The sequence below is a fragment of the Psychrobacillus sp. L4 genome (assembly GCF_042944905.1).
In the GTDB taxonomy this organism is placed as follows: Bacteria; Bacillota; Bacilli; order Bacillales_A; family Planococcaceae; genus Psychrobacillus.
Map to the genome: position 1 here is coordinate 1,149,854 of NZ_CP168496.1, position 23,848 is coordinate 1,173,701.

General features: G+C 34.5%; 22 protein-coding genes. 17 read left to right on the forward strand and 5 right to left on the reverse strand.

Translation table 11 applies throughout. The annotated features are described in order from the left end of the window. Window positions 1-36: 36 nt before the first annotated feature. Window positions 37-1,773: a B12-binding domain-containing radical SAM protein gene (locus ACEPXG_RS05330; protein WP_391208214.1), complete on the reverse strand. Its 1,737-nt coding sequence runs from the start codon at window positions 1,771-1,773 to the stop codon at window positions 37-39. 223 nt (window positions 1,774-1,996) lie between these two features. On the opposite strand from ACEPXG_RS05330, the gene ACEPXG_RS05335 reads away from it, so the two are divergent. After that, window positions 1,997-3,094, forward strand: coding sequence for an ATP-binding protein (locus tag ACEPXG_RS05335; protein ID WP_391208216.1), 1,098 nt, complete (start codon window positions 1,997-1,999; stop codon window positions 3,092-3,094). Between the two features lie 57 nt (window positions 3,095-3,151). Continuing rightward, complete coding sequence (locus ACEPXG_RS05340; protein WP_391208218.1) at window positions 3,152-3,604, forward strand: MarR family winged helix-turn-helix transcriptional regulator; 453 nt, start codon at window positions 3,152-3,154, stop codon at window positions 3,602-3,604. A gap of 1,070 nt (window positions 3,605-4,674) precedes the next feature. Here the strand turns inward: ACEPXG_RS05340 and ACEPXG_RS05345 are convergent. From ACEPXG_RS05345 to ACEPXG_RS05355, 3 genes are all read right to left on the reverse strand, one after another. Beyond that, a complete protein-coding gene (locus ACEPXG_RS05345) occupies window positions 4,675-5,262 on the reverse strand; it encodes a hypothetical protein (RefSeq protein WP_391208220.1) in 588 nt (195 codons plus the stop codon). A gap of 107 nt (window positions 5,263-5,369) precedes the next feature. Continuing rightward, window positions 5,370-5,978, reverse strand: coding sequence for a CPBP family intramembrane glutamic endopeptidase (locus ACEPXG_RS05350; RefSeq protein WP_391208222.1), 609 nt, complete (start codon window positions 5,976-5,978; stop codon window positions 5,370-5,372). Window positions 5,979-6,043: 65 nt separating this feature from the next. After that, complete coding sequence (locus ACEPXG_RS05355) at window positions 6,044-6,232, reverse strand: YkvS family protein (protein WP_391120580.1); 189 nt, start codon at window positions 6,230-6,232, stop codon at window positions 6,044-6,046. Between the two features lie 126 nt (window positions 6,233-6,358). Between ACEPXG_RS05355 and ACEPXG_RS05360 the strand changes: the two genes are divergently transcribed. The 7 genes from ACEPXG_RS05360 (at window position 6,359) to ACEPXG_RS05390 (ending at window position 12,152) form a co-directional block, all read left to right on the forward strand. Further along, complete coding sequence (locus ACEPXG_RS05360; protein ID WP_391208224.1) at window positions 6,359-6,547, forward strand: hypothetical protein; 189 nt, start codon at window positions 6,359-6,361, stop codon at window positions 6,545-6,547. A 94-nt stretch (window positions 6,548-6,641) separates the two neighbouring features. Beyond that, window positions 6,642-6,818, forward strand: coding sequence for an aspartyl-phosphate phosphatase Spo0E family protein (locus ACEPXG_RS05365; RefSeq protein WP_391208226.1), 177 nt, complete (start codon window positions 6,642-6,644; stop codon window positions 6,816-6,818). A gap of 21 nt (window positions 6,819-6,839) precedes the next feature. Next, window positions 6,840-7,778: an AAA family ATPase gene (locus tag ACEPXG_RS05370; protein ID WP_391208228.1), complete on the forward strand. Its 939-nt coding sequence runs from the start codon at window positions 6,840-6,842 to the stop codon at window positions 7,776-7,778. Then, a complete protein-coding gene (locus ACEPXG_RS05375) occupies window positions 7,775-8,929 on the forward strand; it encodes a DUF58 domain-containing protein (protein WP_391208230.1) in 1,155 nt (384 codons plus the stop codon). Before ACEPXG_RS05370 ends, ACEPXG_RS05375 begins: the two co-directional genes overlap by 4 nt. After that, a complete protein-coding gene (locus ACEPXG_RS05380; RefSeq protein WP_391208232.1) occupies window positions 8,929-10,167 on the forward strand; it encodes a hypothetical protein in 1,239 nt (412 codons plus the stop codon). Before ACEPXG_RS05375 ends, ACEPXG_RS05380 begins: the two co-directional genes overlap by 1 nt. A gap of 141 nt (window positions 10,168-10,308) precedes the next feature. Next, window positions 10,309-11,178, forward strand: coding sequence for an NAD(P)-dependent oxidoreductase (locus tag ACEPXG_RS05385; protein ID WP_391208234.1), 870 nt, complete (start codon window positions 10,309-10,311; stop codon window positions 11,176-11,178). Between the two features lie 68 nt (window positions 11,179-11,246). After that, on the forward strand, window positions 11,247-12,152 hold the full coding sequence (locus ACEPXG_RS05390; RefSeq protein WP_391208236.1) for a chemotaxis protein: 906 nt from the start codon (window positions 11,247-11,249) through the stop codon (window positions 12,150-12,152). A gap of 109 nt (window positions 12,153-12,261) precedes the next feature. Here the strand turns inward: ACEPXG_RS05390 and ACEPXG_RS05395 are convergent, their stop codons facing one another. Continuing rightward, window positions 12,262-12,720, reverse strand: a complete 459-nt coding sequence (locus tag ACEPXG_RS05395; protein WP_391208238.1) for a YkyB family protein — start codon at window positions 12,718-12,720, stop codon at window positions 12,262-12,264. Window positions 12,721-12,926: 206 nt separating this feature from the next. Here ACEPXG_RS05395 and ACEPXG_RS05400 point away from each other — a divergent pair, with 206 nt between their 5' ends. From ACEPXG_RS05400 to ACEPXG_RS05435, 8 genes are all read left to right on the forward strand, one after another. After that, a complete protein-coding gene (locus ACEPXG_RS05400; protein WP_391208240.1) occupies window positions 12,927-14,975 on the forward strand; it encodes an EAL domain-containing protein in 2,049 nt (682 codons plus the stop codon). 106 nt (window positions 14,976-15,081) lie between these two features. Further along, window positions 15,082-15,849, forward strand: coding sequence for a 2,4-dienoyl-CoA reductase (gene fadH, locus ACEPXG_RS05405; RefSeq protein WP_391208242.1), 768 nt, complete (start codon window positions 15,082-15,084; stop codon window positions 15,847-15,849). A 115-nt stretch (window positions 15,850-15,964) separates the two neighbouring features. After that, a complete protein-coding gene (gene cbpB / locus ACEPXG_RS05410; RefSeq protein ID WP_391208244.1) occupies window positions 15,965-16,405 on the forward strand; it encodes a cyclic-di-AMP-binding protein CbpB in 441 nt (146 codons plus the stop codon). 969 nt (window positions 16,406-17,374) lie between these two features. Then, window positions 17,375-18,250 (forward strand): LysR family transcriptional regulator, encoded by an 876-nt coding sequence (locus tag ACEPXG_RS05415; RefSeq protein WP_391208247.1) that lies wholly within the window; start codon window positions 17,375-17,377, stop codon window positions 18,248-18,250. A gap of 69 nt (window positions 18,251-18,319) precedes the next feature. Beyond that, the gene (locus tag ACEPXG_RS05420) at window positions 18,320-20,722 is read left to right on the forward strand and encodes a hypothetical protein (protein WP_391208249.1); all 2,403 of its coding nucleotides are present in this window, start codon (window positions 18,320-18,322) and stop codon (window positions 20,720-20,722) included. Continuing rightward, window positions 20,722-21,651, forward strand: coding sequence for an ATP-binding cassette domain-containing protein (locus tag ACEPXG_RS05425; protein WP_391208251.1), 930 nt, complete (start codon window positions 20,722-20,724; stop codon window positions 21,649-21,651). Before ACEPXG_RS05420 ends, ACEPXG_RS05425 begins: the two co-directional genes overlap by 1 nt. 1 nt (window position 21,652) lies before the next feature. Next, window positions 21,653-22,495, forward strand: a complete 843-nt coding sequence (locus ACEPXG_RS05430) for an ABC transporter permease (RefSeq protein WP_391208253.1) — start codon at window positions 21,653-21,655, stop codon at window positions 22,493-22,495. 13 nt (window positions 22,496-22,508) lie between these two features. Further along, window positions 22,509-23,840: a hypothetical protein gene (locus ACEPXG_RS05435; RefSeq protein WP_391208255.1), complete on the forward strand. Its 1,332-nt coding sequence runs from the start codon at window positions 22,509-22,511 to the stop codon at window positions 23,838-23,840. Window positions 23,841-23,848: the final 8 nt, after the last annotated feature.

Consider the following 23,848-nt stretch of genomic DNA (forward strand, 5'->3'; position numbering starts at 1 on the left):
GAGAGCAACCACCATCGATACGAGAGCACTCTTCCCCTATTTCTCTATAAAAGAAAAATGGGGAGCATTATTTATACCAAAAGTGGATAGCAAATAGCCTTCTTTTTCTTTAATGATTCCTTGCTTATAAGAATCTATGCAAAGTGAAATTGGTGTTATAAACGTTTGCTTATATAATTCACGTTCGTTCAATTGTAATTCAACAAATTCCGCACCCGCAATGGAGGGATTCATAACGAGTTGACTATAAAGATTTGATTGCACTTCTTTGGTCATATCGTTTTCCCACCAAGGTTTACGTGGTTGGAACTTTTGTTTGGATAAATAATCTAGTTTCATCACACTTTGAATGATTGGTAACGAGAGGTTTTCAACACTCTCTAAGAAGGCATTCAATCTTGTATATAAATCTTCTAATTGATGTCCAATTTTCGACCAATTTCTTTCTTCCCAGAACGTTCCAAACTGTTGGAAAAAGTCGAAAGGTGTTTCAAATATTTGATCGAATAAATACTCCAGGGTACGATCCATTCGGTGTGCATTCCAATACTTTTCTAGCACATCTTCCACTTGTTTGATTCGAAGAATATCATCAAAAGTTAAGACATTATTAGAGAATATTTCATATGGCGCTTGATCGACATAGACATAACCATACTTTTCTGCTTCTACACGCAACCCAGTGCCTCTTAGTAGTTTCAAAAAACCAAGTTGTAATTCTTCTGGACGCATTTCAAATACTTCATTAAATGTTCTTCTGAAAGAATCATAGTCTTCTTCAGGTAAACCAGCAATCAAATCGAGATGTTGATCTATTTTTCCACCGCTTTTGACCATCGTCACAGTACGTTTTAATTTCTCAAAGTTTTGTCTGCGTTTTACAAGTTCATTCGTCAAATCATTCGTAGATTGTACGCCGATTTCAAATCGGAAAAGACCTGCTGGAGCATTTTCATTCAAAAACTGAATTACTTCTGGACGCATAATATCAGCGGTTATTTCAAATTGAAAAACAACTCCAGGTTGATGTTCATCTATTAAAAATTGGAACATTTCCATTGCATAACTTCTGCTAATATTAAAGGTTCGATCGACAAACTTTATCGTTTTCGCCCCATTCGTCATTAAAAAACGAATGTCTTCTTTTACTTTATCTCTATTGAAATATCTTACACCTACTTCAATAGAAGATAGACAAAATTGACAGGAGAATGGGCAACCACGGCTAGTTTCGATGTAAACTATACGCTTAGAAAGGTTTGGAATATCCTCTTCAAAGCGATAAGGTGTTGGTGATTCTCTCAAATCTAATTTTGGTGGTAGCGTATTTAGAATAAATTTGTCGTCTTGTACATATGCTACTCCAGGAACATCTTTTAAGGATTGCTTATTATGTAAGAAGTTTAATAACTCCTTAAAAGAATGTTCTCCTTCTCCTACGACAATATAATCTATTTCTTTCACTTGTCTTAACCAGACATTTGTATCATAAGAGACTTCTGGTCCTCCTAAAATAATTGTTATGGATGGATCTACGGTCTTTAAAATTTTAATAACCTTTATCGTTTCTTCTATGTTCCAAATGTAACAACTAAACCCTACTATTTCAGGTTTTTTCTGATAGAGGTCTGCAACAATGTTGAAAGTGGGGTCTTTTATTGTATATTCAGTGATGAGGGGGGAATATTCTGGTTCAGCATATGCCTTTAGACAGCGTAAGGCCAAATTTGTATGTATGAACTTTGCATTTAGTGTTGTTAGTATTATATTCATTTTTAAAACTCCTTTTTTACGTATATATATTGTATCAAGGAATAGAGGTGTCGACAATATAGGAAGAAAGAATCATTTCAATATCAAAATAGATGTGGAATAATCAGAATTAACAAACATTTCGATTAGTTATTGGAATATTTTCTCTTTTATTGGGTTATTTATTAAGCTCTATTCATTTTATGTCTCTTTATGGAGATGTTTTTTGAAATGCAAGGAGAGGTTGGGTGATGTTGTGCTAACTGAGTACAAGTATAAGAAAAAGTTTGAACATATTTTTCAATTTTATTCATCTGGGCTTATTTTCATCAATGAAAAAGGGGGAATTTTAGAAGTTAATTCTAAAATAGAAGAAATCTTTCAAACTAACCGAAATGAACTATGTGGTATGAATGCTTTGCAGCTTCTAGAGAGGTTAAACGAAAGCTTTGAGAATAAAAAAGCTTTTATAGAAACTGTACTTAGGGATGGAAATGCCGAACTATTTAGTGAGTTACAAAATAGCTTAGGTGAACTAAAATATATACGAATCAGGGTATCAAAACAGAAAGATACTAAACTATACCTAACTGAAATACACGATGAATCTGAAAAGATGAGTATGAAAAAGCGATTAGATCACACAGAATCACTTAGCACGTTGGGACAATTAGCGGCGAGTATTGCGCATGAAATTAGAAATCCAATGACATCCTTAAAAGGTTTTACCCAGTTACTATACAAAACAGCAAATGAGGATGGTAAAAGATACTTAACAGTGATTAATGATGAAATAAAACGAATGGAAGAAATACTAACAGAATTTTTAGAAGTTTCGAAGCCGACTAATAATAAATTTTGTTATTTTGAAGTGAAGGGCTTGATTGAAGAAGTGGTAAATTTCATGACTCCCCAGGCAATAATGAACAACATAAATCAGATAGTAAATTTTAGGCTTGATGTAAATCGTAAAATTTTAGGTGATCGAAACCTATTGAAACAAGTTTTTATAAATACGATAAAAAATGCGATTGAAGCAATGCCAATGGGTGGAAACATTATTGTAAATGTTATGGAGGATAGAGAACATACAGATAATAAGTTCATATGTATTTCAATTGAAGATCAAGGTTATGGCATAGAAGAAAAGAATTTAGAAAAGATATTTGATCCTTTCTTTTCAACAAAAAACGGCGGGACAGGTCTTGGATTACCACATATTTATAAAGTAATTGAATCGCATGGTGGAACAATCGTTGTGGATAGTTCCGTTGGAAAAGGAACCATATTTAAATTAATACTACCTAGTAAAGTGGAAAGTAAGCCTATTTTGACAATATGAATGTTAGACCTTTATAATAGTAGTTAATGTATTTATATATAGGTGAGGATGACCATAATGTCAAATGATCAATCGAACAGTAACAGTGCGTTAAAGTTATTTGTTGTATTATCACGTGCTCATAAAGTAATTCACGAGAGTACAAATTATTTTTTTCAAAAAAACGGACTAAATCCTACAGAATTTGCAGTTTTAGAACTTTTATATCATAAAGGAAAACAACCGCTTCAACAGATTGGCAATAAAATCTTATTGGCGAGTGGCTCTATTACCTATGTTGTAGACAAGTTAGAGGGTAGAGGTTATATTAGTAGAGTTTCAAGCGACACCGATCGACGTGTCACTTTTGCAGAAATCACTCCAGCTGGTAATGCTTTTATGGACGAACTTTTTCCAAGACATGAGGCTCAGTTGATAGAGCTAATGAGCGAATTGACCAATGAAGAAAAGCAAATAGTAATTGAACTAGTGAAGAAACTCGGGTTATCTATAAAAAATCTTTCTAGTTAATAAAAACAAGCTTCTAACGCTGTCCATGTGTTATAAGCTTTTTTTTATTCTTTTTTTCTTTACACAAACCAAGAGCGCGACGGACAAACATCCGCCACAAGATTACCGGAAAAAGAGGACCTTAAGATAGGATGCTCTTAAAGGCCGTATGCATTTTTCTTAAAGAATTAAAAAAGTTTATGGATTATCATCCTTGTAAACCAGAGTTCATAGTACTTTAAAGAATTAAATGATCCCGTGGGTTTCCGTTTCAGGTGGACGCGTTCCGCGGGGTGAGAGATGAGCCATCACCGCCGCATACGCGTCGTTTGTGATGTTTCATCTGTCTCCGAGGAACGAAGGCTAAGAGCGCCACATCGTGTGGCAACGCCTTCGTGACCAACATCCTGTTGGCCTCCGTCTGGAGTCGCCACCTTTCACTACAATCCATTAAGTGAGTAGTACCTAACAAGAAGATTTTGCCCATCTATGGCTAAGTGGATAGAATTAGTGTTCATAGGATTTACAAGTCATTTATCTTACTCAGCAATTATAGCGGAAATAAGGTGGTATTTCTAAGTTATTCTTCTTAAAAGGACTGGGCGTCTTTTTGCTCGGTTTTTCATAGAAGAAAGTATATAAAATATATATACTAGGAATCCAGTATTCACAACGATTTGAAGTACTTTTTTATGGTGGCTACCTTAAGCAGGATTTCCTATATGTTTTTACTTTTATCGTACATAGTATTTATGAAGCAGTGGGTAGATGATTAGCATTAGTGGAAACTGAAAAAATAAATAGCATCCATTAATAAAGAAGCGCTGAGCGGATGAAATTGCATCTTCGTCCGCTTTTAAAAGAATAGGAAGGTATCTATTCTCTCATTAACCAAACTTAATACACCATGTCTCTACATAATTCAAGAGGGCGACGAATAAATATCCGCCACAAGATTACCGGAAAAAGAGGAGTTGGAAGTGACGTAGTCACTTCCAACTCCTCTAAATCTATCGATAATAGTGTGACCAATGTTTCGTCCAAAGCACTCAGGAAATGCTGAAGATAAGATGTTAAATGCCGTTTACGCTTTACTTAATTGTTTCAGCCATTTTAACAAATTGTTCGAATGCTGGATTATCTTCTGTATCAAAAATAGTAAGTTTCACGATTAAACCATCTCTTTCAAATGTAAAACCTGAAACCTTTCCTTCTGGTGTATCTATTTGAAATCCTTTTGTTTCTTTAAGAGAGTCATTAATAGGAAGTTGATTTTCATCTGTAATTTCTACTAATTTTTCATTTTCATTGGAAGCTTTAAGTGTTTCTACTAAATTATTAGTAATCTCATTTAAATCGACCTCACTAGCGTCGAATGTTTCTATTCTCATAGATTGTGCGTCGTTTTTGGTATTAAAAAGTATATCTTTGTTTGGCTCTTCTCCAGTTAATTCAAAACCATTTATCACTGTAATGGAATAGTTTTGGCTTTCACTTTTTGTAATTGTCCCTTCAAGTTCTTGTTCGGGTTTAGTAGTACTTCCGGCAGCTTCTGTTTGTTCTGCACTCTTCGTTTCAGTGTCAGGTTGATCGGCTTTTTCAATTCCCTCTGTTGTTCCACATGCAGCGAGTAACATAGTAAGTAATGCAATGGAAAGTAATGAGTTTATTTTTTTCAAAGTCATTCAGCTCCTTTTTATTGATATAAAAGTATAACTGTTCTAATTAGTGTTTGTCTAGCGCTTACACTTTTCTAAATGGACGTGAAATGTGGATAAATGTTTCATTAAAGTGGAAATACTAAAAATAGTAGTACTAACATGGTTATATGTGCAAATATGATAAGTTGCATACTTTTTTTCCACTCGTACAAATAGCCTAAAATAATTCCTACAACGAAAGAGCCGAGTACCCCTAACCAAAAACCACTGAAAACCAAGGATAGACTAAACAATGCCGCGCTAAGAACAACCGAATAAAAAGGTTTAAACCAGCGCTTTAATTGTTGCTGGATATAGCCTCGCCAAAATAATTCTTCTCCTGGTGCAATAAGAACTAAAAGGATCAAATACTGCGAAATAGAAGAGGGAGCAAATTTCGTGATAAAGTGATCAATACTTGTTGTTGAAGCTATAGGCAATATATGGATTATTTTGTAACCGAATGCTATAATAGCATATAAAAGCATTCCAAAGCTAATACCTAAAAGAATATATCGTATTGTTTTGACCTCATCTTTAATTTTAGTATAAAAATAAGCAAATGACATGAGAAAAAGGATCGTAAAAGTGTAGAAATACCAAAATACTTTCTCATTGGAAAATGATATATATGTGAATGAATAAGCACAAATCAAAGAAAGTAATAATCTAGCTAATGGTATTTGACGGTTCATAAAAAAGCACATCCTAACAATTATTTAAAATACCGTTCTTCTTTGAAAGAGGAACGGTAAGACGTTTAATCTTCATTGCTATACAATATTTTATAACGTTTATGATTTACAACAGTCTTTTCTTCTATTTCAAGTTCATCAAAGTTCTCCATAAATGTTAAATTAACTATAACGGAGTTTTCGTTAACTTTTTCAACAATACCTTGAAGACCATCTCTAAACTCTATAATATTACCAACTTCTGCAACTTTCACAGACTGTCCCTCCCCTTTTTAGAACTTATTAAATTACAGTTTGCCCTAAAAAAAGGTATACGTAAAGTATTTTGGTCAAAAGTTTAAAAGTTATACATCATTCGAAAAAAGAAAGGAATGATAGAAATGAAAAAATTTGAAGAGATGTTGGATCACCTTAAAAGTGGAGATATCCAAACATTAGAAATTTCGAAAGACGATTTCCTTGCATTTCGTGAAGTGTTGATCAAAAGAGAGGACTTTAAGCATTTTTCGGGGAATGCAATGCAAGGTGCTCAAGTTGTATTTACTTATTTACAAGTTCCAAGAAGTTAAACTGTCATTAATTGTCGAGAAGTTCTCGGTTTTAAAACTTCCAACAAAAGGTATACTGAAAAGAATGTATATATTGTTAAAGGGGTGATTCTATATGTTAGAATCTATTTTGAAGCGAGTAGAATATACGAGAGAGAAAATGATACAGTCTGCTACTGAAAAGGGTGTATCCAATCTAGAAACTATTCGTTTAAGTGAAGAGTTAGATCAGCTTTTAAATGAGTTCCAATATTTAGAGAATAGTGTATTGAATGTAGTAAAAGTAGACTAGCATATAGGGGGAGAATTATATATGAATAGTATTTCCTTACTTCAAGAAGAATTGAACAAAGCAGTGATTGGAAGGAAAAAAGAAATTGAACTAATGCTAATCGGACTAATTGTACAAGGTCATGTGCTTTTAGAAAGTGTACCAGGCTCAGGAAAAACAATGATGGCTAAGTCATTTGCAGAAGCAATTCAAGGAGAGTTTAAGCGGTTACAATTTACGCCGGACGTTTTACCATCAGATGTAACTGGTATTAGTTTTTTTCATCCAAAAAAACAAGAGTTTATCCTCAGAGTAGGACCGGTAATGAGTAATATATTACTTGCGGACGAGATAAACCGTGCCACACCAAGAACACAGTCGAGCTTATTAGAAGCAATGGAAGAAAAACAAGTAACAATTGATGGGGAAACCATTAAGTTACTAACTCCTTTTATGGTTATTGCTACGCAAAATCCAGTCGAGTCTCAACAAGGAACATTCCCGCTTCCTGCTGCACAATTAGATCGATTTTTATTTAAATTAACGATTGATTATCCTTCCGTGGAAGAAGAAAGAGTTATATTACAACAATTTGGACGTACTCCAGGAGAGGTAAAATCAAAAAAAATAGTGACGTTAGAACAAATTGAAAATTGGTCTGAGAAAGTAAAGGATGTCGCAGTGCATGATGACATCATGACATATATCATTCAAATCGTACATAGTACTAGAAACCACCCATATATTGAATTAGGGTTAAGTAGTCGAGCTTCGCTTGCGCTACTGCAAGCTGCTAAAGCACATGCATTTATAAACAATAGAATGTATGTCACACCAGATGATGTGAAAAATGTTATTGAACCTGTGTGTATCCACCGAATGAAACTTTCTTCTCAAGGAATGCTCATTCATAACCTAACAGAGGTTATGAGAGAACTAGTTAGTGAGATTGAAGTTCCTGTAGAGGCTACTATTCGATGAATTGGAAACGTCAGGATTTAGGTATGAAGAATACGAGCATATATGTAAATATACTGATTTTTATATGTTCCTCTAGTTTTCTATTTAAGCAATATGCCTTATTATCTCTTTTTTCTTTTTTACTAATTATTGCGCTTGCGCAAGTGTACTATTATCGAAAAGTCGGAGAAAAATTAGAGCTGTTAAATAAAAAAAAGAGAGTCCGTTTAATGAAAGATACAACGTCTCAAATTGTATTATCCTTCCAAAACAAAGGTTTACCTATATGGAATGGAACTCTATTAATATCTTTTCAAACTTCTATACAACCAAATGGGATTGCAAATACAACAATTGCAGGTTTTCATGAAGTAAGAGTCCCATTCTCTATTGGTTATAAAAAGAGAGTAACCTTGAAAATTCCAATAAAAGGTGTTCACAGAGGGCTAGCAAGGATAAAAGAAATTGAAATCCAAATTCCACATCCTTTTACAGATGGATCGGTTTTGCTTGAATATAAGCCATTTATATTAATGGATGCCATTGTTTTTCCACAAATATATCCCATTGATGAAGAGCTTATTCCATCTAAATTTAAGCAAGGCAAATTAGAATTAAATTCTTCTTTATTTAATGATCCTTTTTTTCCAGTAGGAACAAGAAAGTATGAACCGGGAGATCAATTTCATCATATTCACTGGAAAGCTAGTGCTAAAACACAAGAATTGCAAACGAAAGTATTTACAAAAGTAGCGGATGTTTCCGTCTTATTTGTTGTAAATCTTAAGGAGAAGCATAGTGTAGTTGCAGATTTTGAAGAAAAAATCGAGTGGCTCGCTTCTCATATAGATGCTTGCTATAAAAAAGATATCCCTTTTTCTTTTGCAATAAATATACGAGCATATGGGAAATATCCTTTTGTTTATTTGCCAATAGGGAGCGGAGATACGCATCGGATACAAGCATTAGAGATTCTCTCCATATTGTCTGTGAGTGATATTTTAATTCCTTTTGAAAAAATAATTACTTACATCGATACACATATAGAACTACCTGTTACTGTTTATGTTATGACACATGATTTAGAACAGTTTTTACCTTTTCTAAGCCCATGGGAGCAACGTACAAACGTTTTGTATCCAATGGATTTAAGTAAAGGGGGATTATTCTAATGCATAATTCCACTCGCACTATTGATATTCAAGTACAGTCGTTTGGAAACTATTTGAGAGATATATGGTTTATTGCGTTGATTTTTGTGTTGTTTTCAAATGAAACAACTATTGTCTTACCTTTTATTTGGATTGGACTACAATCAGTCGTTGCAATTGCTTGCCTTTTCATTTTCAGAAAAACGGGACCGAATATGGTCGTCCCTTTTATTGTCCCTAATATTATTCTGTTATTCCTTTTCCTTTTTGGAGCTCCTTTTTGGTTATTTGTGTTAGGTGTCGTCATTTCGATATGGCGAATTCAAGCAAGATTTAATACACTTCAAAACGAGCAAACTACGGATAGCAGCTTTTCGCTATTATTTTTAGCTACATTTATACTGGTCTATTTTATATGTTTTCTCTTATATAATGAAGAGTATCGTTTCATTCTTTATGAAGTGTTTGTATCCGGTATAGCTCTACTTGTTGGAATACGTTTCTTTGCTGTTTCTGTGAACTCAGACAGTCACAATTCTCTGAAAAAATCTCACATATTGTCTATCTATCTTGTTAGTATAGTTTCTATTGCAGGTTTATCCACTTTGATTTATATCTTAGCACCATTTATTCGTAAAATAATGGATGTTTTGTTTAGATGTATACTTAGTGTAGCACTTATCCCTTTTGCACCTTTAGTGGGTTATTTGGAAGATTTAATCAGTAAATTTCAAATGAGACAGTTCGATGAAAGCTTGGATGAACCAGCAGGTGAACCAGTCGGTAGTGATACAAAAGAAATTATTTTCAAGGAATATTCTTCCAATTTACCGATTGAATGGATCCTATTTGGACTAGCTACAATTGCAATTTTATTTTTTATAAGATATTTGTTAAAAAATAAACCAGATAAATTAAAAATGGAGCAAATAGAAATTGAATATGAAAATAATGAAATAAATGAAGAAGAAAAACAAAAGAGCCAATCAAAATCTTTATACAAAGTAGATACATCTCTTTTGCGTGAAAAGTATGTAGAGTTTGAAATGGAAGCTAAATCATTCGAGTTTGAAAGAAATAAAAGTGAAACAGTAAGAGAATGGTTTAAAAGCATGAACTGGCATGTAGAAAGTGTGTTTTTTCAACTATATGAAGAAGTGAGATACGGGAGTCATTCAATTAGTTCTGATAAAGCGGAATTATTTTTAAAAAGTTTAGAGGAAGTAAAAAAAAATTATTTTGTTAAAAAAGATGTTTAGAAATATGGTCAACCGGGCATATTAATAAAGAACACAGCAACATTCTCATTTCCCCCTTTTTAAGGATCATCCAAAAGTATTTGGGTGATCCTCTTTTTTTGGTACACTATACATATAAAAAATACTTGTGGGGGAATAGACATGTCAGAGAAACTAAAAACAGGATTTATCGGTACAGGAGTTATGGGAAAGAGTCTTGTTAAGCATTTATTAAAAGCAGGTCATGAAGTAGTTGTTTATACAAGAACAAAAGAAAAAGCAGAAGAACTAATTTCAATTGGGGCTTCGTGGGCAAGTAATCCATGTGAAGCAGCAAGCAATGCGCAAATTGTGTTTACGATGGTTGGATATCCACATGATGTAGAGGAAATATATTTTGGAGAGCAAGGGATATTGGCAGCTAATAATAGAGGACTAGTTCTAGTTGATATGACCACTTCTACACCGACACTTGCCCAAAAAATTGAGCAAGTTGCAAAAGAAAAAGAAATGCTTTCTCTCGATGCACCAGTTTCCGGTGGAGACATCGGAGCGCAATCGGGAAAACTTTCAATCATGTGCGGTGGAGAAATAGAAACTTTCGATAAAATGTTGCCGGTTTTAAGCCTTTTTGGAGAAACAATTTACTACCAAGGACCAGCCGGTGCAGGTCAGCATACGAAAATGTGTAACCAAATTACAATAGCAACAGGAATGATCGGTGTGTGTGAAGCACTTTCATATGGAAAAAAAGCAGGATTAGATTTAGACCAAGTGTTACGTTCTATATCAACAGGAGCAGCAGGATCATGGTCACTCAGTAATCTAGCTCCACGTATGATAGCAGGCAACTTTGAACCTGGGTTTTACATTAAACACTTCGTGAAAGATATGAAGATTGCTTTAGAAGAAGCAGAAAAGATGAACTTGCAACTTCCTGGATTACAACTGACGAAATCGATGTACGACGAATTAGTAGCGCAAGGATATGAAGATAACGGGACACAGTCTTTAATAAAATTATACGAATGATATAGGAGGTAATTACTACTATATGATACAATTGATATATATGAATATAGAAGGAAAGGGTGAATCGTGTGAATGATCATAAAGGCATTTTACTTGAAAGTGGAACAAACGAATTAGAAATTGTGGAATTTCAAGTAGGTTCTAACAAATTCGGAATTAATGTAATTAAAGTAAAAGAAATAATTCAGCCTATTAAAGTGACATTTATCCCGCATGCACATCCACATGTGGAAGGCATTGTTCAACTGCGAGGAGAGGTACTACCAGTAGTCAGTATGGCAAAGGTTTTGGGATTACCTGTAGTAGTTAAAAACGAACAGGAAAAATATATTGTTGCAGAATTCAATAAGCAAAGAGTCGTTTTTCATGTGGATAATGTGACACAAATTCATCGTATTTCCTGGGATCAAATTGAAAAGCCTTCTGATATCTATCAAGGAAGTGCTTCGCATGTAATTGGTGTAATTAAACGTGATGATGAAATGATTCTACTACTAGACTTTGAGCGGATTATTGTAGATATTAATCCAGAATCAGGTATTAATGTAGATTCAGTTAAAAAACTGGGGAATCGTGAGCGTTCTAATAAGAAGATTGTCATTGTGGAAGATTCACCGCTTCTACGAAAACTATTACATGATACATTAAACGAAGCGGGTTATGTTAACTTAGATTTTTTTGAAAATGGGAAGGATGCACTAGACTTTCTAGAAAGCTTAGAGAAAGTGTCGCCAGATGTTTCAGAACATGTGCAAATGGTAGTTACAGATATTGAAATGCCTCAGATGGATGGACATGCTCTAACTAGAAGGATTAAAGAAAGTAGTAATTTATCGAAGCTTCCAGTTCTAATATTTTCTAGTTTAATAACGGATGATCTTAGACATAAGGGAGATCAAGTCGGAGCAGAAGATCAGATAAGTAAACCAGAAATCGCGGAGTTGGTATTAAAAATAGATAAATTTATTTTATAAAAAACTAGCGTGAATTGATTTCATTTCACGCTAGTTTTTTACTTTCATACAAACAAAAATTATCGTTAGTGCTCACTTAGAACTAGGTAAAGGATGGTTATTCCTTTACTCATCTATCTAGATATGACTTGTTCGTTTTAGTATAAGTTCTCGCATAATTTTTAGAATAGATGGGAGATTGTTTTGGGGTTCTCCGAATAATCGATTGAGGTCCGATATAATCAGAAAGTAGTTGCTTTGCCATTCGTAAATTCATTTTTCGAATGGGATTTCTATAGGTATCATCTAAATTGCCAAGATGGGGTAAGTTTTTAAAATCCTCTTTAACCGGTATTATATGGAAATAATAATCTGCACATTGGATTAATACCGAGGATTGCTGTTGACTAAACTTAGGATTACGGACAAAGTGAAGACCTATTTTTTTAGCTTTGTTTTCAGCTAACATTTTAGTTAGAGCTAATTTCTTTAATTCGTAAAGTGGTTTGTTATCAATTGCTGTTTTAGCATGACGATTAACGGTATAAATAGCAGTAGCAATACGTTCTTCATCTGTTGTCCTTATCATGAAATCCCCACCTAATAAATTTGTTATTTACATAATCATACCAATTTTCAGTGAAATTGTATACAAAAATCAAAGGATTAAATTATTTGTAACTATATTAAAAGACAGAAACTAAAGATAATGAAAATAATGTCGATAAAACAGAGTGAAGTAATATTTGAAATTTGTATCCTTGTGTTAGATTGTGATACATATTGGAGGGCTACATGAATAATTCGGCAGAAAAAAAACTTGCTATCAATAATCACTTAGTTAATGTAATTCACGAAAATTCTCTGACATTTACTTTATTAATAGAAAAAAATAAAAAAAGTGAGTTTTCCATTAAGTATGCTAATACTGCAGCAGCAAGTTTTTTTACCAATACTTTTCAAAGCCCACAACATTTTTTTTCAGAGAAAGTCTGGAATGAGTTGTTTTTATTAATAAATACTTTCGTAGATGAAAAGCGGAAAGTGTTTCATAATTTCCCGCTTACTTTTCAAGATAGTTTATATATATTTGACATTTCAATTCTTTCATTACAAGATGACGCGAGCAAGGTGTTTGGAATAACGATGATTAATAAGACCGAAAGTGAAAAGGAAAAGAATGCATTAACAAAAATAAAAGAAAAATACTATTCACTCGTTGATAATAACACGGACCCCGTTTTACTAATTGATGAAAATGGGATTATTCGTTATTGCAATATGGTCGCATTAAAAATTTTAGGATACGATTTGGAAAAACTCATAAACTATCCAGTGGAGCAATTTATAGAAGAGAACTCATTGAGAAATTTTAAAATTATGTTGAAGCAAACGTTAAGTGGTTATGCTACTGAAATGCAAAATTGCCTTATCCAACATGATAATGGTCATTATTTACATTTACATTTGAAAGCAATTCCAATCAAAAACGAAGACCATGTAAATGAGTTTCATTTAGTTATACGAGATACAACGATCAATTCGGAAGAAAAGGACAAATTATATTATTTAGCTTATCACGACCAATTAACCGGTTTATGGAATCGACGTGCTTTAAAAGAGCATTTACGTGAAAATTTAAACAAGGTAGCAGATGGATTAACGAATGAAATTGCCATTTTGCGAATTGACTTGGATCGATTCAAACTTATCAATGAATCGCTAGGTTATACTTATGGTGATGAGTTGTTGAAGAAAATTGCAGATCGACTTATTCTTATTTTAGATAAATCAAGTAATTTATACAGGCAAAGTGGTGATGAATTCGTTTATATACTGAAAGGGAAATCGAAAGAAGAGACGAGTTTATTTGCAGAAAGTATATTAAAAGAACTGTCGAAGCCAATTTTCTTAGATTATCAAGAATATTTTGTTACTGCATCTATCGGAATTTCTATGTACCCTTATGATGGGAAAAAGATGGACGAACTACTCATTAAAGCAGACCAGGCTTTATACGTCGCGAAAGATAGAGGAAGAGCACATTATCGTTACTATCACCAGCAAATGAATTTGTCTTTTCCGAACGAAGCATTAATGGAATCTCATTTAAGGAGAGCAATTGAAAAAGAAGAACTTTCTATTCATTTTCAGCCTCAAGTAAATTTAGAGACAGACGAGATTAATTCTTTTGAGGCTTTGCTTCGTTGGAATAATCGGAAGTTTGGCTATGTGACACCTATGCAATTTATTCCGTTAGCTGAGGAATCAGGTATGATTATGCAAATAGGTGATTGGGTATTAGAAGAAGTTTGTAGACAATTAAAGTACTGGCAAGAAAAAGGTCATCGTCCTGTTAGAATTGCCGTAAATATTTCGCCAAAACAATTTAAGCAAGAAAATTTCGCAGTGAAAATACTAGAAAAAATTAACAAGTACCAAATAAGTCCATGTTCTTTAGAAGTTGAAATTACTGAAAGTGCTATGACAGATATGCATGATACTTTTGCTATGCTAAAAGAATTGAAGGACATTGGAGTAATCATTTCTATTGATGACTTTGGTACAGGCTATTCATCTTTAAGCTACTTGAAGAAATACCCTATTGATATTATAAAAATTGACCAATCATTTATTAAGGATATTGAATCAGATGAAAAAAATGCAGCAATAGCAACAATGATTATTCGTCTTGCTCATAGTTTAGGAATGGAAGTTATAGCAGAAGGTGTAGAAAAGGATAAGCAAGTAGATATATTAAAGGCAGCGAATTGTCAAAAAGCGCAAGGCTATTTTTTTAGTAGACCTATACCGATTGCTGATATTAATGAGGCTTATATGTAGAATGCAAAACCGTAAATTTCTTTTTAGAGATTTAGGGTTTTTCTTTTAATGTTATGATAAAATAATGAGTGAATATTCATTCAATTGATAAAAGGGGTGTAGATTGATGTTAAAGGGAAAGACAATTATTGTTACTGGCGGATCAAATGGAATGGGAAAGTATATGGCAATGAAATTTGTTTCTGAAGGTGCAAATGTTGTTATTACTGGACGAGATTTAGAAAAACTAGAAAATGCTAAGAAAGAAATTGAATTAAAGGGTAATTCTATTTCTATTTTTCAAATGGATGTACGTAATCCAGAGCATGTCTCAGGAATGATCGACTTTACAGACAAAACCTATGGTCAAATTGATGGATTAGTAAATAATGCAGCAGGAAATTTTATTGTGAAAACGGAAGAGCTTTCTCCAAATGGTTGGAAAACAGTAATTGATATAGTTTTAAATGGAACCTTTTACTGTTCAAATGCCGTTGGAAACTATTGGATTCAAAAAGGGAAAAGAGGTTCAATACTGAATATGCTTGCAACTTATGCATGGGGTGCAGGTGCTGGAATTGCTCATTCCGCAGCAGCTAAAGCCGGAGTGATGTCTCTTACAAGAACTCTTGCGGTAGAATGGGGCTCTAAATATGGGATCCGAGTGAACGGTATTGCACCTGGTGCAATTGAGCGAACTGGTGGAGCTGAAAGGCTGTGGGAATCGGAAGAGGCTGCGAACAGAACACTTAAATCTGTACCCCTAGGCCGCCTTGGTAAACCGGAAGAAATTGCTGAGCTTGCAACGTTTATGTTGTCCGAGAAGGCTTCCTATATGAACGGAGAAATCGTAACGTTAGATGGTGGCCAGTGGTTGAACCAATTTCCATTCTAAAAAATTATCAATAGTTTGTAAGCGATTCCATAGTTTTTTATTCCTTGCATATGCTATCATAGTTATATAGGTTATGTTTTCATATAATGAGAACAAACAAAGGAGTAGAATGCGAATGATTTCTGTAAGCAACAAAGACTTTTTACAAATTCCTATTGAGGATTACATCATCTCTGCGGAGAAAGTAGCTCATGTCCAATTAGGTAATAACGCGGAGCACGCGTTGTTAGTATTAACAAAAACAGGATACTCTTCTATTCCTGTTTTGGATGTGAAATACCGACTTCAAGGATTAATAAGTACCCAACAAATAACGGATGAAATTTTAGGCTTAGAGCATATTGAATATGAAAGACTACCTTTATTAAAAGTAGATGACATAATGAAAACAGATCTACCAGTAATTCATGTGAAAGAAAAATTTCAAAAAGGGCTAGATTTATTAGTAAATAACCCATATGTATGTGTGATAGATGATGAACGAACTTTTATAGGAATATTAACAAGAAGAGTTATATTAAAACAAATGAAAAAATATTTATATCAACACGAATAATAAGGAATATGAGGAAAGAAGAAGGCCTAGCACCAAAGGCTTTCTTTTTTTTGAAATGTGGGAAATCAATTGAAAAATAAGTAACAAAAAGATAGCGACAAATCACGTCTGTTGATTAACCACTTTTTCACATAAAATACTTGTGTATGGAAAGCATTAAAATCCTCGTTAGCATTTGTTTGTTTTCGTTTCGGACGAAGGTACAATTTCAGGGACACAGCGTTTTTTTTATTATGCGTAATATAGAAAGGATTTTTTATATAGTGTTTCTTAGTAACCGCCGGGATTTCCGCTCTAGGCGGACGCTTTCCGAGGGGGGAGCTATGAGCCAGCACCGTCGCATGTGCGCCGCTTGTGCGGTCTCATCTGTCTCCCTGATCCCTTCGGAGTCACCGCCTGCCGCTGCAATCCAGCATATTTTCTAGCTATTCAGTGTCACTATTCACTTTTTAATCTTAACTTTACTATCTAAAGTAAAATCCAATAAATGGCTGAAGGAGACAAATCCCGTGGTGAATGCGACTCCTTTCTCTTAATAAAGCCTTAACTTTGCGTTAGATTATAAGTATCAATTGAAAATCCTCCGTATGTTTCGCATTATTTATTGGGTGATAATATCCGGGTAAGCAAAGTGGATAATTTTGCCGTTGTGTAACATTACTGAATAGTTAACAAGTCTCTTTTGGATTGTAGCGAAAGGGCGGCGACTCCTGTGGGATGAGTGAGACAGATGCCCCACGGAAAGCGTCCGACCTGCAGCGAAAATCCTAGCGGTAACTTTCTTAAGACGCATTATACAAACAATGAGGTCTTTGCTCACTTTAATAAAAGGGATGCTAGTTTATATAGATGCTGCATTGATAAAATTATGCGGTAATTTACTGGTCATCTTTGGCTAATCAACTGACCTGGAAACAAATATTAATTGACCTTTGTACTTGGAATACCTAAAAAGAAGGGAGCATAAATATGACTTCGGATTTCCTAATTATTAAAATATTGGCGGAAGAACAAAATATGCGAAAAGCAGCAGAGCGACTTTTTTTATCTCAGCCAGCTCTTTCATTACGCTTACAAACGATTGAAAAAGATTGGAACGCGAAACTTTTCTTGCGTTCACAAAAAGGGTTAACTCCTACGCCAGCTGGGGAGCTTGTGATCGAGTTTGCAAATAACCTGATTTTGCAAAAAGAAGAAGTATTAGAGAGCATTCAATCGTTAACGTCCAAAGTACATGGAACTTTAAAAATTGCCTGTGCCTCTATAGTTGGACAAAATTGGTTACCTAAAGTATTAAAGGATTTTGTACAAACGTATCCTGAAGCGAAAATTTCACTTCTTACTGGATGGAGCTCTGAAATTGTAAAATCTCTTTATGATGGAGAAGCACATATTGGAATTGTGCGCGGACAAACGGATTGGAAGGGAACGAAAACACATCTTTTTAGAGATACACTTTACTTGGTAGATAAAGAGATGACTTCTGTCGAAGACGTGTTAACGACAGAAAAGCCGTTTATTCAATTTAAAAGTGACTCGAACTATTATCAAGAAATTCAACAATGGTGGCAAAAACATTTTTCTACTAATCCAAAAAGACAAATAATTGTAGACCAAATCGAAACATGCAAACAAATGGCGTTAAATGGAATTGGTTATGCAATTCTTCCATCTATTACACTGAATGGTCATGAAGATGTACACAAAATACCTTTAACAAATCAAGAAGAGCAATTTGAGTTAACGAGGGATACTTGGTTAATCGGTTACGATGCAGCATTTGAACTTCCTCAAGTAGATGCGTTTGTTAAAATTGTTAATAAACACGCAAAAGAGTTTCAATAACCATTATAGAAAGGAACTTCCAATTGAAATTAACGTACTAATACATATAAAGATAAGGGAGGACTATATATGTTTATCCGAAAGTTTTCGTTGTTTTTAACAGCACTATTAATATACTTCACATTATTACCGACAATTGATGCTCTAGCAGCTCCTAACTTGCAAGTAAAAGCAACGGCAGGCTTTAATGGCAAAGCTAAATATGGGGAAGGGCTGCCAATCACGATTACTGTGGAAAATAAAGGGGATGCTTTTTCGGGGGATATCGTGCTCGATATTTCGGAGTCATATAATCTCGGAAATGCACAAGCAATCCCTTTTGAAATTGGAGCAGGAGAGACAAAGACAATTCAAATAGCTGCATCGGGATTGACCGAAGACTATATGTATCAAGGGTCGAATGTCCAGTTAATCCACTTTTACCAAGGTGGATGGAAAAAAGGAAAATCAATCGATTATCAAGGAACCAAAAATTTGAGAGCAAGTTTTCTTGACCCAGCTACTATTTTTTACTTTACATTAACAAATAGTGCAGATCGATTAAAAGTTCTTAGTCAAATTAAACAAAAGAATCAAGTAAATGCTGAAGTAGTCCACGTAGCTCAACTGAGTAATTTTACATTACCTAGTGAAGCAAAAGCATGGCAAATGGCTGATTACATAATAATCGATGAATTTGTTCTGGCAGATTTAGCAGAGAAACAACAGCAAGCACTTCTTGATTATGTGAGTATGGGGGGAGTTATTGTAATTGGGGCTTCTGATAATACAACTGCAGAACTTGGAAAGCTTGGAGAGTTTTTACCGCTGACACTACAAACAGGGACTCAATCGTTAGATCCAAAAAAAGTTAGTGCTTTTACTGCGAAAAATTTATTATCAAATGATTTAAAAGTCTATAATGCTTCGTTGAACGAAGGTGCTACACAAATATTTGGTCTAGATGGAACGATATTAGCTGCAAAGAAACAAATAGGTAGTGGTACGATCATCCAAACAACGTTTTCACTTGGGGATGAACCTTTAGCAAAAGACCCAGTATATGGCGACTTGCTATCTACTATTCTGCAGTATGTTAAAGTGCAAAATCCTTCAAATATGTATGGATACAATGGAAAAGATCAACTGGTGTATGAATTAGGAAATACAAATTCCTTATTCAATTCGTTTAAAGTATCAACACCATTAATGATTGGTATTGTTGTAGTTTATATGATTTTAGTTGGGCCATTATTGTATTTCGTATTGAAAAGAAAAGACAAACGAGAATATGCATGGGGTATAATTCCGCTAACAGCTATTATTGCATCAGCTGCAATATTCGGCTACGGGGCTAAGGATCGTATTGCACGCCCACAAGTTCAGCAATCTTCGTTTCTATATGTCAATGAAGATAAAAGTTTGAATGGTTATTATGTAGAATCACTTTTAAGTAACAAAAGTGGAGAGTTTTCTTTTGAAGCACCTACATCTACTGCAATGGTTGCTCAAAGAAATATGAATTCGTTCACTGGGCAATCACCTAATTTACATGAAAAAGTCATTCTAGAAAAGCATGCAACAAATAATGTGTTAAATTTTAGAGATGTAGGTTACTGGTCTGTATCCTCTTTTTTAGGAGATGCACATCTTCAAGATATAGGGAATTTTGCAGTAAATCTTCGTGTAGAAGCAAGTAAAGTAATTGGAACAGTTCAAAATGATTTTCCTTTCGCTCTAAAAGACGTATCCATATGGTCGGGTAGTAAATTGATTAAACTAGGAGATCTTCAACCTGGGGGAAAAATAGAAGTGAATAAAGAATTGGGCTCTGTCATGTTAACGCCTACTTCTAATCCATATATAAATCGAAATTATGGTATGCCTGTCACAAATCTAGACGATTTAATCGATCAAAGAAAACAATCGTTATTTTCTTCTAGCCAAATGTTTAGCCAACTAGGAACTAGCCCGGCGGTAACTGCATTTTCAGAAGATAATATAATCCCAATTGAATTGAAAAATAAAAAAGTAGAAATGTCTGCACTTCATTTAATCATTCAACCATTTAAAGCAGAGACCACTTTTGCAGGTGATTTTGTACTACCGGCAACTACGTTTACAGTGAATGTACAAACCGACTCTTATGGAAAGTATATGCAACCAGTTGAAAATAGTAATTTAGAGTGGAATTTAGAAGATGGAGAATATAATGTATATTGGAAAATTCCTGATACAATTCCTACAGATAAGGTAATATGGACTCAATTACAAATAGCGAATACAGATCTTAGTTCGCATACAATCGACATTTGGAATATTGCAACACAAGCGTTCGAAGAAATAGATGTAAGTCGTTATACATTAACTGAAAATATTGGGGACTATATTAATGATACAGGAGAAATATATTACAAATTGCGTAAAAAGTCTGTTCAAGGTGATTCCTTTACTAGACTTCCAGAGATTCGTTTAAAAGGGGAGGTTAAATAATGATTGAGATTAAAGGATTAACGAAAAAATACGGTTCCTTTTATGCTTTGAATGATTTAAACCTCACGTTAAATGAAGGAACAGTATTTGGATTTGTTGGGGCAAATGGAGCAGGCAAGTCTACTACATTTTCAATCTTAGCAACTCTTTTACAGCCAACTGCTGGAGATGCTTTTGTTAATGGGAAAAGTGTGAAAACGGAAGCGCATGAAGTACGCAAGCAAATTGGCTATATGCCAGACTTTTTTGGTGTTTATGATCAATTAAAAGCAAATGAGTATTTAGATTTCTATGGTGCAAGTTATGGTTTATCGGAATCTGAAAGAGAAAATTTAATACCTCAATTATTAGAGCTTGTTAACTTAACACATAAGCGCTATGAATACGTTGATCTGTTATCACGTGGTATGAAACAACGTTTATGTTTGGCGCGTGCACTCATACATGATCCCAAAGTATTAATACTGGATGAACCTGCTTCTGGACTTGATCCTCGCGCACGAGTGGAAATGAGGGATATTTTAAGGCAATTAAAAGATATGGGGAAAACGATTTTAATCTCTTCGCATATACTGCCAGAGCTTGCAGAAATGTGCGATGAAATTGGAGTAATCGACGGCGGGAGACTAATTGCACATGGTTCGGTTTCGGAGATTCAAGCCCAACTTGCAGGTGAAAGGCAAATTTCCGTAAAAATAAAAGGATTATTAGAACATGCAACAACATTTTTTGAAGAAGATCCTTTTGCGTCTAAGGTAGAAATTCAGCCTGATAAAAATAGTATTACTTTCAATTATCGTGGTACGGAAGACGATCAAATTAACTTATTGAAGAAAGCTTTGGAGCATAACTTAAGGGTTATTTCTTTCTCAGAAGCAGAAACCAACCTTGAAGATGTCTTTATGGAAATTACGAGAGGGGCGAAATAAAATGAAACCATCCTTTTCAAATCCGGTATTAAAAAAAGAGATTAAATTACGCTTTCGTTCGCTTAAAAGCTTTACTGGGATTCTTTTTTATTTAATTGCGATGTGTATTTTTGTTTTTGGCTTTATTATGCTTACTACATCCTTTACAGGTACTGGTTATTTCCGCCCAGAACAAAGCTTTTTGATGTTTGCTATGCTGACGTATATTCAACTAGGGCTTATTCTCTTTATTACCCCAGGCTTAACGGCAGGTGCCATTAGTACGGAGCGTGAGAAACAAACATTAAACATTTTACTAACAACGTCTCAAACTTCGTTTCAAATCATTATGGGAAAATTAACGTCGTCTATTGCATTTCTTCTTTTGTTATTAGTGGCTGGCCTACCTATTTATAGTTTAGTTTTCCTTTTTGGTGGAGTATCTCCAAGTCAGCTTGGAATCATTTTCTTATTCTTCTTTTTAACAATGCTTGCTATTGGCGGGATAGGAATTATGTATTCCACGATTATTCGTAAAACGATTGTAGCAATGATTGCAACGTATGGAACAATGATTTTCCTAACTGCTGTTACCGGTTTTATTTATCTGGTCATAACAGGGATGAATAGTATGGTAACTGGAACACTCACTTCATCGCCAATTGGTCACTTTTTTGCAAGTATTAATCCGATAGTTTTAATGCTTACTCTTATTTCTCAAGGATCAGATAGTTTTATTAGTCAATCTACACTAGTAGACTTTCCAATTTGGGCAGGATATACGATTTTTTATGCTTGCGTAACTATATTAACTATCTTTATTGCCGTGAAAAAGCTGCGCGTTAATATGAAACGTACAAGATGAGGAGGAATTTAAGATGAGTAGTCCCCATAAGCTTATACGATTTGTTCAAAAAGCTAGGCTTAAACTTGCCATCGAGCATTACATACGAATGCTTCAAGCGGCATTGTTTGTTGGCTTTTCTTCTGCAGCGGCTATTCTACTTGTTTCTCGCTTATTTATATTTCCATACTATATCCGAACTGCAGTAATTGTTGGAGTTATAGGTTTTGTAGCAGTGTTTTTATATGCATTTTGGATAAGGCCTTCGAAAGAATATGCTTTACAAAAGTTAGATTCCTTTTTTCCAGATAATATATTCGTAACTGCTCTATCTTTTCTTCCTGAAAAATCTGCGCTTGCAAAAGGGTTGCTAGAAAAGACAGAGCTAGAAAGCAAAGAAGCATTTGGGAAATTTAAACAACGTGAAAAACATTATTTCCAGCCTAAATGGATTTTAGGATGTGTACTTGCTTTTACTGTTGTACTTGTTTTGTCTGCATTTCCTGCAGCAACCCAATTAGAAGCGAAAGACATTGAAAAAGAACATCAAATTGTCAATGAAATGAAAAAAGAAATAGAAAAGCAAGAAAAAAAGCAATTAGCAGAGTCTATAAAGAAAGATTTGAAGGAATTAAAAGAAAAACTAAAAGAAGTAGATACGGCGGTAGAGGCATTACGTGAAGTAGTAAAAAAGCAAAAAGAATTGGCTTTAAAAGAACAGAAACTAGAAAAAAAGAAAGAACTTTCGGAACAAGAAGGTTCCACTGATTCCTCTTTAACAGCAGAGGAACAAAAAGAATTAGCTTCGTTAGAGGAGGTAAACAATACTTTAGCGAAGAGTGCCTCTTCTATTCAAACTGCGCTAAGTAAAATGGGCAAATCATTCCCCTTTACTGCGAGCCAGATAGCTCAAGGAAATTCGATCTCAACTAATAATGATAAAAGCAATTCGGGAAAATCGGAGGCTGGAAAAGAAGAAGAAGCTGACTCTGGTGAAAGTAAAGGGAATGGTGAAAAAGGTCAGAGCCAAGGGAAAGGTCAAGGATCAGGAAATGGCCAAGGCAAAGGGCAAGGGCAAGGGCAAGGAGCAGGTAAAGGATCTGGTGGTCGGGACTTGCTTTCCATTCCTTCAAGAATTGGAGGAACTAGTGAAACAACTGTAGATGGAGGAAAACTTGGGGAAGGGGAAGCTGCAAGTCAACAACCTGGTGAGGTACCAGTGACTCGTGGTTCGGCTAAGCCGTATGGAGAAGTAGTGAACGAATATTCGGATTCCTATTTAAAAAGCTCCGAGAGAATGCAGTTACCAACTGACCTACAGCGGCTCATTCAAAATTATTTTTCATCAGTTGAGAATAAGGAATAATGGAGGAA